Annotated in this window: 16 protein-coding genes; 3 read left to right on the forward strand and 13 right to left on the reverse strand. The window is 46.1% G+C overall.

Going from position 1 to position 14,836, the window contains the following annotated elements; all coding sequences use genetic code 11:
• Window positions 1-33: 33 nt before the first annotated feature.
• On the reverse strand, window positions 34-618 hold the full coding sequence (locus AC1VYS_RS24555) for a DUF420 domain-containing protein (protein ID WP_482911844.1): 585 nt from the start codon (window positions 616-618) through the stop codon (window positions 34-36).
• Window positions 619-1,003: 385 nt separating this feature from the next.
• On the opposite strand from AC1VYS_RS24555, the gene AC1VYS_RS24560 reads away from it, so the two are divergent.
• Both AC1VYS_RS24560 and AC1VYS_RS24565 read left to right on the forward strand, forming a co-directional pair.
• Window positions 1,004-2,194, forward strand: a complete 1,191-nt coding sequence (locus AC1VYS_RS24560) for a cation:proton antiporter (RefSeq protein ID WP_482911845.1) — start codon at window positions 1,004-1,006, stop codon at window positions 2,192-2,194.
• Window positions 2,195-2,658: 464 nt separating this feature from the next.
• Window positions 2,659-3,321: a transcriptional regulator gene (locus tag AC1VYS_RS24565; RefSeq protein WP_482911846.1), complete on the forward strand. Its 663-nt coding sequence runs from the start codon at window positions 2,659-2,661 to the stop codon at window positions 3,319-3,321.
• Window positions 3,322-3,384: 63 nt separating this feature from the next.
• Here the strand turns inward: AC1VYS_RS24565 and AC1VYS_RS24570 are convergent, their stop codons facing one another.
• The 11 genes from AC1VYS_RS24570 to AC1VYS_RS24620 all read right to left on the reverse strand — a co-directional run bounded on the left by AC1VYS_RS24570 (window position 3,385) and on the right by AC1VYS_RS24620 (window position 13,502).
• The gene (locus AC1VYS_RS24570; protein ID WP_482911847.1) at window positions 3,385-3,654 is read right to left on the reverse strand and encodes a hypothetical protein; all 270 of its coding nucleotides are present in this window, start codon (window positions 3,652-3,654) and stop codon (window positions 3,385-3,387) included.
• A gap of 3 nt (window positions 3,655-3,657) precedes the next feature.
• A complete protein-coding gene (locus AC1VYS_RS24575) occupies window positions 3,658-3,879 on the reverse strand; it encodes a hypothetical protein (RefSeq protein WP_482911848.1) in 222 nt (73 codons plus the stop codon).
• A gap of 1,415 nt (window positions 3,880-5,294) precedes the next feature.
• Window positions 5,295-5,780 carry a DedA family protein gene (locus tag AC1VYS_RS24580; RefSeq protein WP_482911849.1) on the reverse strand — a complete coding sequence of 162 codons (486 nt, stop codon included), beginning with the start codon at window positions 5,778-5,780 and terminating at the stop codon, window positions 5,295-5,297.
• Between the two features lie 14 nt (window positions 5,781-5,794).
• On the reverse strand, window positions 5,795-6,340 hold the full coding sequence (gene pssA / locus AC1VYS_RS24585) for a CDP-diacylglycerol--serine O-phosphatidyltransferase (protein ID WP_441930952.1): 546 nt from the start codon (window positions 6,338-6,340) through the stop codon (window positions 5,795-5,797).
• A gap of 21 nt (window positions 6,341-6,361) precedes the next feature.
• A complete protein-coding gene (locus tag AC1VYS_RS24590; RefSeq protein WP_482911850.1) occupies window positions 6,362-8,125 on the reverse strand; it encodes a sensor histidine kinase in 1,764 nt (587 codons plus the stop codon).
• Window positions 8,122-8,802 (reverse strand): response regulator transcription factor, encoded by a 681-nt coding sequence (locus AC1VYS_RS24595; RefSeq protein WP_482911851.1) that lies wholly within the window; start codon window positions 8,800-8,802, stop codon window positions 8,122-8,124. The genes AC1VYS_RS24590 and AC1VYS_RS24595 overlap by 4 nt, the downstream gene beginning before the upstream one ends.
• Before the next feature lie 294 nt (window positions 8,803-9,096).
• On the reverse strand, window positions 9,097-9,909 hold the full coding sequence (gene thiD / locus AC1VYS_RS24600; protein WP_482911852.1) for a bifunctional hydroxymethylpyrimidine kinase/phosphomethylpyrimidine kinase: 813 nt from the start codon (window positions 9,907-9,909) through the stop codon (window positions 9,097-9,099).
• Between the two features lie 118 nt (window positions 9,910-10,027).
• Entirely contained in the window at window positions 10,028-10,735 is a 708-nt protein-coding gene (locus AC1VYS_RS24605) for an ABC transporter permease (protein WP_482911853.1), read from the reverse strand.
• Complete coding sequence (locus AC1VYS_RS24610; RefSeq protein ID WP_482911854.1) at window positions 10,728-11,651, reverse strand: ABC transporter ATP-binding protein; 924 nt, start codon at window positions 11,649-11,651, stop codon at window positions 10,728-10,730. Before AC1VYS_RS24610 ends, AC1VYS_RS24605 begins: the two co-directional genes overlap by 8 nt.
• Before the next feature lie 193 nt (window positions 11,652-11,844).
• Window positions 11,845-12,780, reverse strand: coding sequence for a sensor histidine kinase (locus AC1VYS_RS24615; protein ID WP_482915113.1), 936 nt, complete (start codon window positions 12,778-12,780; stop codon window positions 11,845-11,847).
• 5 nt (window positions 12,781-12,785) lie between these two features.
• Entirely contained in the window at window positions 12,786-13,502 is a 717-nt protein-coding gene (locus AC1VYS_RS24620; RefSeq protein WP_482911855.1) for a response regulator transcription factor, read from the reverse strand.
• Between the two features lie 29 nt (window positions 13,503-13,531).
• Between AC1VYS_RS24620 and AC1VYS_RS24625 the strand changes: the two genes are divergently transcribed.
• Window positions 13,532-13,747 carry a hypothetical protein gene (locus tag AC1VYS_RS24625; protein WP_482911856.1) on the forward strand — a complete coding sequence of 72 codons (216 nt, stop codon included), beginning with the start codon at window positions 13,532-13,534 and terminating at the stop codon, window positions 13,745-13,747.
• Window positions 13,748-13,775: 28 nt separating this feature from the next.
• Here the strand turns inward: AC1VYS_RS24625 and AC1VYS_RS24630 are convergent, their stop codons facing one another.
• Entirely contained in the window at window positions 13,776-14,660 is an 885-nt protein-coding gene (locus AC1VYS_RS24630) for a DegV family protein (RefSeq protein ID WP_482911857.1), read from the reverse strand.
• Window positions 14,661-14,836 lie beyond the last annotated feature (176 nt).

A 14,836-nucleotide genomic window follows, 5' to 3' on the forward strand; every position in this document is an offset into this window, starting at 1 on the left:
AATAATATGAACCGTTAACGGAATAAAAAGAAATCAATAATACGGTGCCATCATCAAGTAAACGACTACACCTGTAGAACTAACATATAACCAGATTGGCATGGTCCAGCGTGCGATTTTACGGTGCTTCTGCAACTGGTTTGTCCAACCCCATACGAGCGTAAAGAGCGCAAGTGGCACGATCAGGGCAGCCAGAATGCTGTGTGTAATCAAAATAAAGAAGTAGATCGAACGAACGATACCTTCGCCGCCAAACTTGGACGTTTCCGGAGATAGATAATGGAACGTCAGATACGTCACCAGGAATAGCAACGTCGTTGAAAATGCTGCCAAAATAAAGCGTTTATGCAGCTTGACGTTACGTTTGATAATCGCGATCAGCGCAGCCAGCAAAAAGATAAAGGTAAAGCTGTTAAACACGGCATTAAAGCGTGGCAACACGGTAATGTCGAACGTAACCTGACCTTTGTACCCGATCGAGGGTGCGAAAAACAATAACAAGATGATAACGTTAGCAAGAATGGAGATGGTAATAATAATACCTGCGAAATTTTTATTACTGGTCGGGGTTGTCTGATTCGATGAAGCGTTCAGGTTCCCTCTTTCCTTGTTAGCCAATGCAAAATCCTCCTCATATCCTAACTTTCTGTGTTCTATATCATTATATCGCGGCAATTCAGGGCTGTTAAGTGACAACACTCTGAACAAAAAAAGGCTGTCCTTACGTATAAATGCCCGTTTTAGGCTGTTTTCATGCCTCTTCGAGCGAGCACGATTTTACCCAAGTCTTAAACTGTGGTATAATTAATGCACTTAATCACATACGCGTCGACTATGGAGGAGCCTGTCACCAAGGGCCCCTCTTTGTCTTTTACAGGCATGGAACGGTAACTTGTTATCGTTGTTCCGTGCCTTTTGTTTTGTTCAAATTGGGTGGAACAGGGATGTTTTCCCTTGGAAAGGATATTCTAAGGTTGCCGCGATCAGAGAGGAGAAACCATCTGTGGAATTTATTTTAGTTCTTGCCCTTATTTTGATCTTCACCAAACTGGCCGGTGATCTCTCCGTTCGGTTAGGCCAGCCATCGGTGCTGGGTAAACTTATTGTGGGTGTTGTCATTGGGCCTGCCCTACTAGGCTGGGTGGATAAAAGCGATTTTGTGCATTATATGGCCGAGATCGGGGTATTATTGCTCATGTTCATCGCGGGTCTGGAAACTGACCTGGAGCAATTGAAGAAAAACTGGAAGTCCGCTTTCGCTGTTGCAGTGGGCGGGGTTATTTTACCTTTTATCGGAGGATATGGTTCAGCGATTGCTTTTGGGATGTCACAGACTCATGCATTGTTCTTTGGATTATTGTTCTGTGCAACGTCAGTAAGTATTTCCGTGCAAACCTTGAAGGATATGAATCAGCTCGGTTCACGTGAAGGCACCACCATTCTTGGGGCAGCGGTAGTCGATGATGTGCTCGTCGTTGTACTGCTCGCTGTCATGATGAGTGTACTTGGAACAGGTGGCGGTGATGTTTCTATTGGCTTGCTCATTGGCAAAAAGCTGTTGTTCTTCGTCATCATCGTTGCAGCAAGCTGGCTGCTTGTACCACGTATAATGAAATGGATGGCTCCGCTGCGGGTTACGGAAACGGTGATTACAGCCGGACTCATCATCTGTTTTGGTTTTTCATATTTTGCAGAATGGATGGGTGTTGCAGGGATTATCGGTGCATTTGCAGCAGGGATTGCGATTTCTCAAACTGGCTTCAAGCATGAAGTGGAGCAAAAGGTGGAACCAATCGCATACAGCATCTTTGTACCTGTCTTTTTCGTCAGCATCGGACTGAATGTAACTTTCGAGGGCGTAGGCTCACAGATTGGCCTGATCATCGTCATCAGTATCGTTGCCATTGTCACCAAGATTCTTGGCGGAGGGGTAGGTGCTCGGTTGACGGGTTTTGACCGTTCTTCTTCGATAGCCATTGGGGCAGGCATGATCTCCAGAGGGGAAGTTGCTCTTATCATTGCCTCGACCGGACTTGCATCTGGCTTACTTGATTCCGAATATTTTACCAGCGTTGTAATCATGGTCATTGTCACCACACTGGTCACACCACCGTTGCTGAAAATTACTTTTGCCCGTAAAAAGGGTGAACAACGTGTGGAACAAGGGATTGAGGATTCCCATCAGAACGGGTGAGGATGAAGGTGTGCGGAAGCATTGCTCCCTTTTAACAGAAATGGTTAAACGACTTGGTTGTTCATCCAATCCGACATAAACTTACTCATAGTAAAAGTGGTACTTCTGTGTTAAGCCCAAGACATCCTTACCATAATGAACTCACTCTTAACTCACTCTTTAGAACTCACTCATACTTGCGTTGTAAAATCTTCATGCAATTAAACTACACAACTTAGTAGGCGCTGGAGGTAAGCGGAGTAGCATCAAAACCGGGTCTAGGTTATACTTGGAATTATTGTAGAAAAAGCAGCTATAGATGTTAGTAAATAGACATTAATTAGTAAACGGTGATTAATTAATCGGTCGTGAAGCACACGCCGCTTTGTCCATTTTTCCAACCTTTCAATTATGGAGGCAGGAAAGATTGGGTAAAGCGGCTTTTTACATTTTCCCACTAACTTATCTTAGGAGGTTATCATGCCATGAGTACAATAATCCAAAACTTTGATGAAGCATATGAAGAATGGATGAGAACACTGCTCACAAAAGAAACCAACCCCCGCGTTCGATCACGGATTGAACATGGGCTTGAACATGGTACATTGGAATTTTTGCGCTCCGTCTGGTTTCCCGTCATGAAAAATTTCAACCATTTGCATCCCGAGTGGGAAGTTCGAGATTTTCACAACGGTTATCGTTATCTAGATCTTGCCTACATACCAGGTAACGGAGTGAAGGGCGGGATTGAGATTCAGGGCTACGGGCCTCATGCTCGTGATCTTGATGTGAGACGTTTCAAAGATTTATGCTGGCGACACTGTCTGCTAACATTGGATGATTGGACTTTTCTGCCGATTGCTTATCGCTCCATTAAAGACGAACCAAAACAGTGTCAGCAACTGGTACTCGCTTTCATGGGTAAATTTATGGCTACAGATGCTCCCGCATCCCTGAACTGGTTGGATGCTGAGGCCGTGCGGTATGCGAGACGTATAATCAGGCCGTTTACACCTTTGGAGCTCGCAACACATCTGCGTATCTCTGATGTACATACGAGAAGGGTTCTCCGCAGCCTGTTGGAGCAACAAATAATATATGTCGCGAGCGGCAATCAGCGGTACCGAACTTATGCTTTACGAGCATAAACGAGTAAGTGCATGTGGTTCGGACGAGTCTCAGCTGCACAGTCTTAGTTCCTGAGTACAGTGTTAGCTCGTGTCATATACATAGTGAGTATGGTGCAGTGGTGCAGTGGTTGGACGTGCTTGGCGAACGTTATCTCTGGGCACAGTAGTTGGATGTGATCGGCAAACGTTGCCCCAAGGCGCAGTAGTTGGATGTACTTGGAGAACGTTGTCCCACGGCTCAGTAGTTGGATGTAATCGGCAACGTTGCCCCACGGCGCAGTAGCTGGATGTAATCGGCAAACATTGTCCCACGGCGCAGTAGCTGGATGTAATCGGCAAACGTTGTCCCACGGCTCAGTAGTTGGATGTAATCGGCAACGTTGCCCCACGGCGCAGTAGCTGGATGTAATCGGCAAACATTGTCCCACGGCGCAGTAGCTGGATGTAATCGGCAAACGTTGCCCCACGGCTCAGTAGTTGGATGTAATCGGCAAACGTTGCCCCACGGCTCAGTAGTTGGATGTAATCGGCAAACGTTGTCCCACGGCGCAATAGTTGGCTGTGATCGGCAAACATTGTCCCACGGCGCAGTAGCTGGATGTGCTTGATCCCGTAGTCGTGGGAAGGTGGTTATAGCATGGCAGTATTTATGTTTATGTTAATGATTACTTAATCGTGGCTAGTTTATGAGTGAATGTGGCTCAGATATGTCACGACGTGTCTCCTTAAGTGCGAACGTTTCTCCACAATGTTCATAGGTACTCATACTCTCTATGTGCACTGCATATAACCAAATGTGACTCTATGGTGGTACAACCCAATCTTTCGCTGATGACTGAACATCATCTTAAAGCGTTTTTAGCTGTTGATTATGAAGCAGCCGTAGTCTTATGCGGAACCTTATGAGCAGCGATTTTCTAACGATCACCAGAGACGCTATTTGACGTATATTATACCGTTTGATTTTCTAACGATCTCAGGGATGCTTATTTCGGTCATTTGGTGCGAAAACAGGCCTATTTCATATGTTTTTGCTGAAATAAGCTCCCTGGTGATCGTTAGAATTTCAGAGAGCTCAAAATCGTGCAAATAAGCTCATCTGTGATCGTTAGAATTTTGATGAGCAGTTTTGACTCTCATTGGTCTATTCGAGTGGCTCTCACGGAGATTAGTGAGATTGAACTAGCTTGTAATGGACTCGCTGTGAAGTTTGCTGATCTAGGATGGGCTTAGCATAAAATAAAGACGAAATTGGTATAGTGCTGATGTGGTGCTGGTGTGCTTCTGATGTGCTTCTGGGTGTACGGCTGGTGTGCTTCTGATGTGCTTCTGGGTGTACGGCTGGTGTGCTTCTGATGTGCTTCTGACGTGCTGCTGGTGTAGTTCTGACGTGCTGCTGATGTGCTTCTGACGTGCTGCTGGTGTGCTTCTTGGTGTGCTTCTTGGTGTACTGCTGATGCGCTTCTGATGCGCTTCTGATGTGCTTCTTGGTGTGCTGCTGGTGTGCTCCTTGGTGCGCTGCTGATGCGCTGCTGGTGTGCTTCTGATGTGCTTCTTGGTGCGCTGCTGGTGTGCTTCTGATGTGCTTCTTGGTGCGCTGCTGGTGTGCTTCTTGGTGTGCTTCTGACGTGCTTCTGATGTGCTTCTGGTGTAGTTCTGATGCGCTTCTGATTTGCTTATTGGTACGCTGCTGTTGTGCTTCTGTTGTAGTTCTGATGTAGTTCTTGGTTTAGTTCTCACGTGTGTCTGGTATAGTTTTGATGAGATTCTGGTTTGGTTCGCGAGCTTTTGGTGTACTCTAGTGTACTTCTGGCGTGCTTCTGATGGGCTTCTTGGTGTGCTGCTGGTTTGCTTCTGCTATTGCTGTTACTGTTACTTTTCATAAAAAATATACACAGCAAAAAAAGACCACCTTAAACGCAAAGAGGTCTTCAATCCTAAGATGTATTTAAGAAATTAGTCCGTCCGTATGACACAAAAGGTTGTCCAATCTAGGTTAACACACCCACATAAAAACCGATCGAGATAAACACGACACACCAGGCAAATGCGCCAATGCTAGAAACAATAACGTATCTGCCCATCGCCATTCGGCTCATGCCGGAGAAACAGCACATCAGATGACGAATGCCCGGGATAAAGTAACCGAGAATAATAGACCAGGACCCATATTTGAGAAACCATGTCTCCACCCTGCTGAACCGCTTGGCATTTACGCCGATCCATTTACCATATTTGTCAAACAGGGGTCTGCCCGCTTTTCTGCCAATCGTATAACTCAGTAGCCCACCTGTAAACGCTCCGCCAAAGCTGACCGCGATGGACACGGAATAATTCAGAACCGAGATGGAGGCGAGATAACCGACAAAGGTCATCATCACCTCATCCGGGATCGGCATCCCAATGACGCCAAGAGCAAGTAATCCATAAATTGCAAAATATCCGTACTGACCAATAAATTCTCTAGCAAACTCCATACTTGACTCGCTCCTTATTTCGGTTCCACAATATCCTTCTCATGAGAGGGCAGTATTTGCTTCAGTGAAGGGAAACGGATTTGACTAACCATGAGACCGGATAATACAACAATAACAAGATACGCTACACCTTGATTAAAATAAGGACTCCACAGGGCGAAGAAAGACATCAACCCACCTGCAAACGTAATTGGCATCCCGACAAAACCGCTAACGGGTGTTTTCTGGCAGTTGTAACGCGCAAGACGAAGCGCTCCGCATACCGGGAACAGGGCCGTCAGTGCCATACCGAGCATCCCAACCTCCGTCATCGAGTTGAGGTACAAAATCAGCACGGGCGCTGTCCCGAAGGAAACCACATCGGCGAGCGAGTCTAGTGCCTTGCCAAATTCCCCTTCGCAATGAAGTTTGCGTGCTGCATATCCATCAAACAAATCAAAGAACATCGCTACCCATATCATTGTCACAGCCAAGGCAAACTCCCCATGAATCGCCATAATGACCGCAAGCATCCCCGAACTTAAATTCCCCAAGGTTAAAATGGATGGTAAAGACTTCATAAAATTTAACTTCCTTTCATACTAGGCTTTAGGAAATGTAATATAAAAACGTACGCCATCCGGTGTATTCTCCACACCATAACCACATCCGTGCAGATCCAGAATCTGTTTCGCAATGGCCAGGCCTAGCCCAGTCCCTCCCATTTTGCGATTGCGCGAGCGCTCTACACGATAGAACCTCTCCCATATATATTGACGTTCCTCTTCCGCTATGTGTTCGCCTTTATTCTCAATCGTGACATGAACACAACCGTCATGCCTGCTAATCTCAATCATTATATCGGTTTGCGGAACCGCGTGGCGTATAGCATTCATCATAATATTATAAAATACTTGCTCCAGCTTGCTGCGATCCCCTTCAATGGTCTGCTCCGTTGTGGAGACAAGTACCACTTCAAGTCCTTTATCTTTCAACTGGGGCCCAAGGCGCCCAGCAATATCTTCGATCATGTCAGACAGAGCAATCGCTCCGGTATTCAGTTGAATTGCAGCAGATTCCAGTCTAACTAAATCCAGCATTTCCTCCACCATCGTTTCCATCTTGATGGCTTCATCTACAATGACTTCAATGTAGCGCTCCCGCTTGTTTTCACTCACACCGTCTTTCAGCCCTTCAGAATATCCCTTAATAATGCTGATCGGTGTCTTGAGTTCATGAGAAGCATCGGCAAAAAACTTACGCTGACGCTGTTCAATCTGTTGTTTCAATTCCATATCGGTACGCATCTGATCGTTGGCCTGTTTAAGCTCTTCCAGCGTCTGACCCAGTGTGCCTGATAAAGCATTCAGACTATCAGAAAGGCTCCCAATCTCATCCTTGCGCCGGATCGATGATCTCACCGTGAAATCGAGCGTGGACATCTTTTTCGCCACATGATTCAAAGCGAGCAGCGGCTTGGTTATGATTTTGGAAAGTAACAGGGCGAGCAACAGAATCAGCACAAACGCGCCAATACCGAAGTATCCATAGAATAAACGAGTAGCTTCATTCGCTTCCCGAACCTCCTGCAGGGAGGTGAGCGAGAAAATCAACTGTTGCTCCGCACCGGCACGGTGCACAGGAGCAATGGTAACGATGTTACGCACTCCGCTCCAGCTCTCCGTCCATTCTTCGTTGATCATTTTGCCATTAGACAGATTTTTCTGGTCTTCTGACGACAACGGGAATCGACTGTCCAGAGCCTGCACAAGCAACCCTTGCCTCTGACTCCAGGTAGCAAGGTCAGGCAGCACGACCTCTGTTAGCACCCCTGTCCACTCCTGCACAGGTAATAAAGACTCCTGAAAGCCTTCTGTCCCCCATGCGTTAGAAGCCCCATCCTGGATTTTGAAAGGATATACCATAGGTTCTGGTTGATCCTGATCGCTGGAGGGACCCTTCACCGTCAGTTTCTGACCAAACTTTAGATGGGATCTGATCCAGCCCGCGTTCTCACTATTAATAAAAAGAGACAGGGACACCTTCACACGTTTGCCGTCTTCCTGAAGCAATGTAATGTGAAAAGGATCGTTCACCAGCTTGCCTGTGTTCGTCAAAATGACGAGATGGGATTGATTTTGACGCATGAACCTGCCCGTTTCCTTGGCAAGTTGCAGATCACTCCAGTGACTGGCAGAGTATTGCTGTTCAAACTTGGACAGCTTCTTTTTCATACTGGTAATCTTCTGGTGTTGGTAAAAATCGGGGAACCAGATCAGCTGGGCAAGCACCGTTGTCCCATATAGCAGGACCACAAATCCGGCCATGACCAGAAACAGCTTCATCGTTACGCCATTTCTTCTCATGCTTCTGCCTCAAACCGATACCCTGTACCAATGACGGTGCGAATGCACTTTGCTTCATCGCCCAGTTTACTGCGGAGCTTTTTGATATGTGTATCTACCACACGGGAATCACCTTCAAAATCAAATCCCCAAATCCGATTTAAGATCGCTTCCCGGGATAAGACAATACCCGCATTCCGAGCCAGATAGAGCAGCAGATCATATTCCTTGGGTGCGAGCTCTACCTCAACTCCGCTTCTCTCCAGACGTCTGGCCCAGGGGTCCAGGGTAACTTCGCCAAAACGAATCACACCCTGCTCTCGCCCCATTGCCCCTTCCACTCGTTTCATGAGCGTCTCCGCCCGCGCAACCAGAACGCGGGGGCTGAACGGCTTGGTCACATAATCGTCTACACCTAACTGGAATCCGTGAATCTTGTCATCATCCTCCGACTTTGCGGTGAGCATGATAATAGGTACGGCAGAAGTGGAACGAATATGACCACATAATGTCCACCCATCCATTTCAGGCATCAATACATCCAAAATGACCAGGTCTACCTCATGCAAAGCCAACTGTTCCAGTGCCTGCACTCCATCTTCAGCTTCAATAACATTCCATTGTTCTTTTATAAAATAATCGGCCACAATCTCACGAATGCGGCTTTCATCTTCTACCAGAAGCACGGTTCTGATCATGACCGACTCTCCTTCTCTATTTCTACAGTTAACATACCTGCTTCATGTGTCGTTCATGTGTCCTGGTTTATCCAGATCAATCCAGTTATACGCAAGAATCGGCTCCATCATATATACGATTAATATATACCAAAAGTTACTATTTTTTATCAAAATGCGCAAAAAAAGAAGCAGCCAACAAGTAATACACTGTGTGTTGACCGCTCCTGAGATGAAATTTATAGATATGCTAATCAAAATTATGCAATGTCATGCAGCCTTTCCTACTCCGGATAAGTGCATTCCAAACCTTGATTAACGTTGATGTTCCAAACGATGTGCCACATGAAGTGTAGGACCAACAAAGCGGTTCAACGGGAATCCGCCAGCAATCGCTTTGGTTACAAAAGCTTTCCCTTCACGCACAGCCTCTTTCACCGATAGGCCACGGGCCAACCCGGCCGTAATTGCAGCAGATGTTGTGCATCCCGCACCATGAGTATACCCGGAGCCTACAACATCAGCTTCGAACCATTCATAGTTTGTCCCATCATAAAGCAAATCCATCGCTTTACCTGGATTGATCACACCGCGATCCTTAATCAGGACATGCTTGGCACCATGCGCATGAATTGTAGCTGCGGCAGCTTCCATCTGCTCTTTGGAGCGAATCGGACCACTCTTTGCCAGTTGGGAAGCTTCAAACAGATTTGGCGTTACGAGATCTGCTCCTGGCAATAAAAATTCGATCATGGCTTCAGTATTTTCCGGCTGCAGCACTTCATCCGTACCTTTGCAAACCATAACCGGATCAATAACGATCTGTGGCAAACCACTGCGGCGAATATGTTTCGCCACCAGCTCAATGATATCGACTGAACCCAGCATGCCTGTCTTCATCGCATCAAAACCAATCCCGTCCAATACAGTGCGAAGCTGGGCTTCGACTACATTTAATTCAACAGGAAACACCTGGTGATCCCATGTCTCAGGTTCCATGGAAACAACCGTTGTTAGTACGGTCATACCGTATACGCCCAGCTCCTGGAATGTTTTCAAATCCGCTTGAATGCCTGCGCCACCGCTCGTATCCGAGCCAGCGATAGTTAATGTCTTTGGAATCGTCATGGTCGTTCTATTCTCCTTCGTGTTTCAGTTGACACTATCCTATCCCTTGTACGAGCGGATGTCAATGCCATGTGAGGCCGTATGCAGCATGCTTTTTCAGCATAAAAAGAGATCTGTCTTAATTCAAATCTTTCGTTTCCAATCGTGTCATGGAACGTGTAGCAATCCATAAGCCTATTGCACCCAAGGTCAACGGAATCACGATGATGTTATTGACCGACAATGTAGGTCCATTGGAACCGCTAAAACCCGAGCATACGATGAGAACAAGAAAAATGGAAGCAACCATTGTAGCCGTCACGGAATGCTTGCGCATACCGAAGAACAGAGGAATCAGAGCCATAGCGGCAGCAGAGACTGAACTGATTGTGTATTTAAGGACCAGCTGCCCTAAATCTGCTGATGCCAGCGGCTCCGTAATAAAACCATAATACTGATTTGCCGCCAGCAGGAGCACACCCATTAGAATGTCCGTTAACATAATCATCGTAAACGTAAATATAAAAACTAACATTAGCTTCGCAGCAATAATTTTATGCCGCTTGATCGGATAGGTAAACATCACATTCATCGTTTTGTCCCTGTATTCGCTAATAATCAATTTAGATATCAAGGAACCAGCAAATATAATAAACACTGCCCTGGAAAATGTATCAATTAGCGTAAAAGCCCCGTGGTAATCAGCCAAGGCGTAATCTTCTGCCCCGAAATCGGTAACACCAATCAAAATCATAAATAGAAGAATGCTGACAACGGCGATGCCTGCACCCACAAAATTCCTGGCAAAGCGATGCTTGCGCCATTCCAGACGAATGAGTTTAAACAACGTCATCAGCCCCTTTCATCAGACCCATGAAGTGCTCTTCCAGGGAATGAGAACGTTTAGAAATCGACTCCACCGCAACCCCGTGCTGAACCAATTTGCTGTTAAGATCGGAAGTCGTTAAATCCGAGTCATAGACACGCAACATCTGCTCATCAAACAGCTTATAATTGCTCAGGTGTAGCAAATGCTCTACGACGTATGCAGCCTTCTTGGGATCAGCAGCCTGTACTTCAATATAATCGGTATGGCTGCCACGTATGCTCTCCATGGATACTTCTTCAACAAGCCTTCCATCCCGAATGACGCCAATGGTGTCTGCAACCTGTTCTACCTCGCCTAGAATGTGACTGGATATCAGCATGGTAATGCGATATTCTGTGCTCAATCGTTTAAAAAGATCTCGCATTTCTTTGATGCCTATCGGGTCAAGCCCATTGATCGGTTCATCCAGAATTAACAACTCGGGTGTTGTGATCAGCGCACGCGCCAACCCAAGACGCTGCTTCATACCGAGAGAAAATTCCTTTACAGGCTTCTTGCCCGCATCCTTCAAACCGACCATTTCCATATGTTTGCCGATCATCTGTTTATTAGGAAACCCCATGTACTCACAGTGCAGATCCAGATTCTCCCAAGCTGACAGTTTGTCATAGAAAAAGGGATACTCGATAATACTGCCCATTCGTTTCAATAGCTCGTAAGAGTCCGGATTTAACTTTTCGCCAAAGAGTTCGATTTCACCCGCGGTAGGTTTAACAAGATTAGTTAACATTTTCATTAATGTTGTTTTCCCTGCCCCGTTCGGACCCAAAAACCCGTAAATTTCCCCTTGTTTAATATTCATGTTAACCCCGGATACAACCTCTGTTCCTTCGTACACCTTGGTTAAATTTATGGTCCGTGCAATATAACTCATCTGGTCATTCTCCTTTACATCCCCCTGCTGGGGTGCTTATAACTGTATTGTAAAGAAAAAAGTCTGCTTTTTTATTAATCAAATCTTACAAAAACCTTAAGTTGGAACACGTCCTGATTTACTTAGATATTTCGATGGAAAATTGACCCGTATACGAATAACCATCAACTTGGAATCGTTAGTCTCTACGGCCCTACAACATTTCTTCCAACGTAAAAGAAAATACCGTCCGCTGATGTGGCACGCTATGAACATCAATACGTCCACCCATGCGTTCCACCAGTCGCTTCGTGATCGTTAGACCGAGGCCGCTACCCTGATACATCCGATTACGCGAATCTTCCAGCGTGTACATCCGTTCAAATACCCTGCTGTGCTCTTGCTCCGGAATACCCTTTCCGCGATCCCACACCTGCACCGTCACTGGCTCTCCTTCTCGGTTCAGTATAGATATTCCGAGCTCCTTGCCATCGGCGCCATATTTCATCGCATTGGTAATGAGATTGTCCAGCACGCGTTCCAGTGCCTCTTCGTTTGCGCGAACGAACACATCCTGCTCCGGAATGTCCAGTTCGACTTGCAACCCAAGCTTGATGAGCAATTCATAAAACGATAACATTTTGACACGGCACAGCTCACTGATGTTCACCCGGCTCAGTTCCAGCTGACGATCTCCCGATTCAAGCTTGGCGAGATCAAAGAAGGAATGTATCAAGCGCAGCACTTCCTGTGCTTTATCCAGTATTTTCTCCGTCATCACCCTGCGCTCTGCATCCGTCAAAGACGCACTGTGCAGCAACGTTTCACTATATCCTAATACAACCGTAAGCGGTGTCTTCAGGTCATGTGAAATGTTGGAGAGCATATGGCGCATCTCCTTCTCCTGGTTGGCATAGTCAGCCTTAGCCAGATGAGCATGCTCCAGCAACCGGTTCATATCGTTTAACAGTAGACTTACCTGTGCATCACTATCAAATACTAACAAACGTTCAAACGTGTTCTGCTCCAGAATGCCAGACACTTTGTTATGAATATAGGTTAGATGCGTGCTTCGTTTACGAAGCTTTAATCCAAGCAAAATAACAGCACTTGCGAGCAATATCGTAGATAAAGAGAGCAACCACAGCATAATGATCATACAGGCTCTGCCTCCAGCTTATATCCAATGCCCCATAACGTCTTAATATAACGTGGAGCCGAGGGGTCTGCCTCCAGCTTTTCTCGCAGGCGGCGCATATGTACGTTGATTATATTTTCGTCTCCATAATAATGATCATTCCAGACGGACGCGTAAATCTGAGCCTTGGTGAATACTTTACCGGGATGGGTGATCAATAATTTTAAAATGCCAAATTCCTTGGACGTTAACTTGATCGGTTCTCCTTCACGTTCTACCTCATATGTTTCCATATCTACTACAAGTCCGCCGATCATGATTCGGTGGTCTTGCACCGCTTCTTCCGCAGGCTGAGCCGTATAATTGGCACGACGGATGGCTGCTTTGATGCGGGCCGTCAGCTCAATCAGAGAGAACGGTTTGCTCAGGTAATCGTCCGCTCCAAAACCGAGGCCAAGCGCTTTGTCCACGTCCCCATCTTTTGCAGATAGAATGAGTACGGGCACCAGACTACTGGCGCGAATGGTTTGCAAAACATCCATCCCGCTGCGATGCGGCAGCATCAGATCAAGAATAATCAGGGCAAAACCAGGCTTCGCCTCGTTGAACAGCCGTTCTGCCTCCAGACCGTCATAGGCATATGTAAGGTCAAAGCCCTCTTTTTCCAAATAGGGGCCAACCATCTCACTAATCGAACGATCGTCTTCCACAAGCAGCAAGCGATGACTTGACATAGGCTTCCCTCCGGTATAAAACATTTTCTATGAAGCTATTCTATAAGACCGTTTTCTTCATTACCTCACAGTTTGATGAAATTGGCAATGACAGATCAAAAAAACCTGACCAGGCAGACACTTGGGCTTCAAGTGTGCTCCATCAGGTTTTTTTTGATTTTATCTATGATGAGATTTATGAAGACATTTATGATGAGATTTATGTTGTTAATTATGATGAGATTGTTTCTTCACTTCAATACTAAGCAGTATTGATCAACGTTTTTCCTACAGTTATGCTTGTTCACCGCGAATCCAGCACAATCCGATTGTACCGGCCCCGGCATGAATGCTGACCACTGGGATAAACGGCATAATCTCGGTTTTCAAGCGTGGAAGCAGTTCAGTGATTTGTTGTTTAATCGTGTGTGCTTCCTCATGGTTGTTTGCATGCATAATACACACATGTTTAACCTTCTCCATGTCTTTTTTCAGCATCTCGAGCATGCGCTCCTTGGTCCGCTTAAACGTGCGAATCTTCTCGTTTACGACCACTTTGCCCTCTTCGAATCGAAGCAACAAGTGTATTTTGAGCAGTTGGCTGATAATCAGTTGTGTTCCTGTCACACGGCCGCTGCGATGAAGATTCTGAAGACTTGCAGGAATGAGATAAAAAGACATGTTATCAATCATCTGCTCAATATGATGTTTAATCTCGGTAGCGGAACATCCCTGCTTCTGCCATTCCAAGCCTTGCATAATCATCTCCCGAAGAGGATAGGCTCCTGCCCTTGAATCAATTGCGGTAACCGTCACGCCTGCAATGTCCGCAGCCTGCATCGAGGTGTGGAGCGTTCCGCTAAGTTCCGTAGAGCAATGAATCGTAATAATCTCATCGTACTTGTCCTTCAGCGATTCGTACAGTTCGATAAACTCGCCGATTGGCGGCTGTGAACTGCTCGCGCGTGAAGAAACTGCCAATTTTTCATAAAATGTATCGGGCGAGATGTCTTCGGTTTCCCGGTAACATTCCTCGCCAAATACGATGCGCAGCGGCACGATATAGATATGATTTTGCTCCGCAAAAGCGGAATCCAGTGTACTGGTGCTGTCGGTAACCCATGCAATTTTCTTCATGACATCCTTCTCTCTTGCCGGTTTGTTCGTGCTGGTAATCATCTACCCATCGTCAGGCACATGCCCGGCGGTTATTTTAAATTTAAATAAAAACAATTGTAAACGCTTGCGGTTTTACCTCTTAATTATAAAGGATTTGACCCTCGCCTGTCTTGTGGCGCATTCATGAACAATCCCTCAAGTTCCAATATTCTCTAAAAAAATGTCTTGCCTGTGAA

It is taken from the genome of Paenibacillus sp. G34 (assembly GCF_056856875.1).

Coding starts and splice junctions, on each gene's coding strand:
- AC1VYS_RS24565 (WP_482911846.1), top strand. CDS start 2,659: ATGAGTACAATAATCCAAAACTTTGATGAAGCATATGAAGAATGGATG.
- AC1VYS_RS24575 (WP_482911848.1), bottom strand. CDS start 3,879: ATGTTTGCCGATCACAGCCAACTATTGCGCCGTGGGACAACGTTTGCC.
- AC1VYS_RS24580 (WP_482911849.1), bottom strand. CDS start 5,780: ATGGAGTTTGCTAGAGAATTTATTGGTCAGTACGGATATTTTGCAATT.
- pssA (WP_441930952.1), bottom strand. CDS start 6,340: ATGAAGTCTTTACCATCCATTTTAACCTTGGGGAATTTAAGTTCGGGG.
- AC1VYS_RS24590 (WP_482911850.1), bottom strand. CDS start 8,125: ATGAGAAGAAATGGCGTAACGATGAAGCTGTTTCTGGTCATGGCCGGA.
- AC1VYS_RS24595 (WP_482911851.1), bottom strand. CDS start 8,802: ATGATCAGAACCGTGCTTCTGGTAGAAGATGAAAGCCGCATTCGTGAG.
- thiD (WP_482911852.1), bottom strand. CDS start 9,909: ATGACGATTCCAAAGACATTAACTATCGCTGGCTCGGATACGAGCGGT.
- AC1VYS_RS24610 (WP_482911854.1), bottom strand. CDS start 11,651: ATGAGTTATATTGCACGGACCATAAATTTAACCAAGGTGTACGAAGGA.
- AC1VYS_RS24615 (WP_482915113.1), bottom strand. CDS start 12,780: ATGCTGTGGTTGCTCTCTTTATCTACGATATTGCTCGCAAGTGCTGTT.
- AC1VYS_RS24620 (WP_482911855.1), bottom strand. CDS start 13,502: ATGTCAAGTCATCGCTTGCTGCTTGTGGAAGACGATCGTTCGATTAGT.
- AC1VYS_RS24625 (WP_482911856.1), top strand. CDS start 13,532: ATGAAGCTATTCTATAAGACCGTTTTCTTCATTACCTCACAGTTTGAT.
- AC1VYS_RS24630 (WP_482911857.1), bottom strand. CDS start 14,660: ATGATTACCAGCACGAACAAACCGGCAAGAGAGAAGGATGTCATGAAG.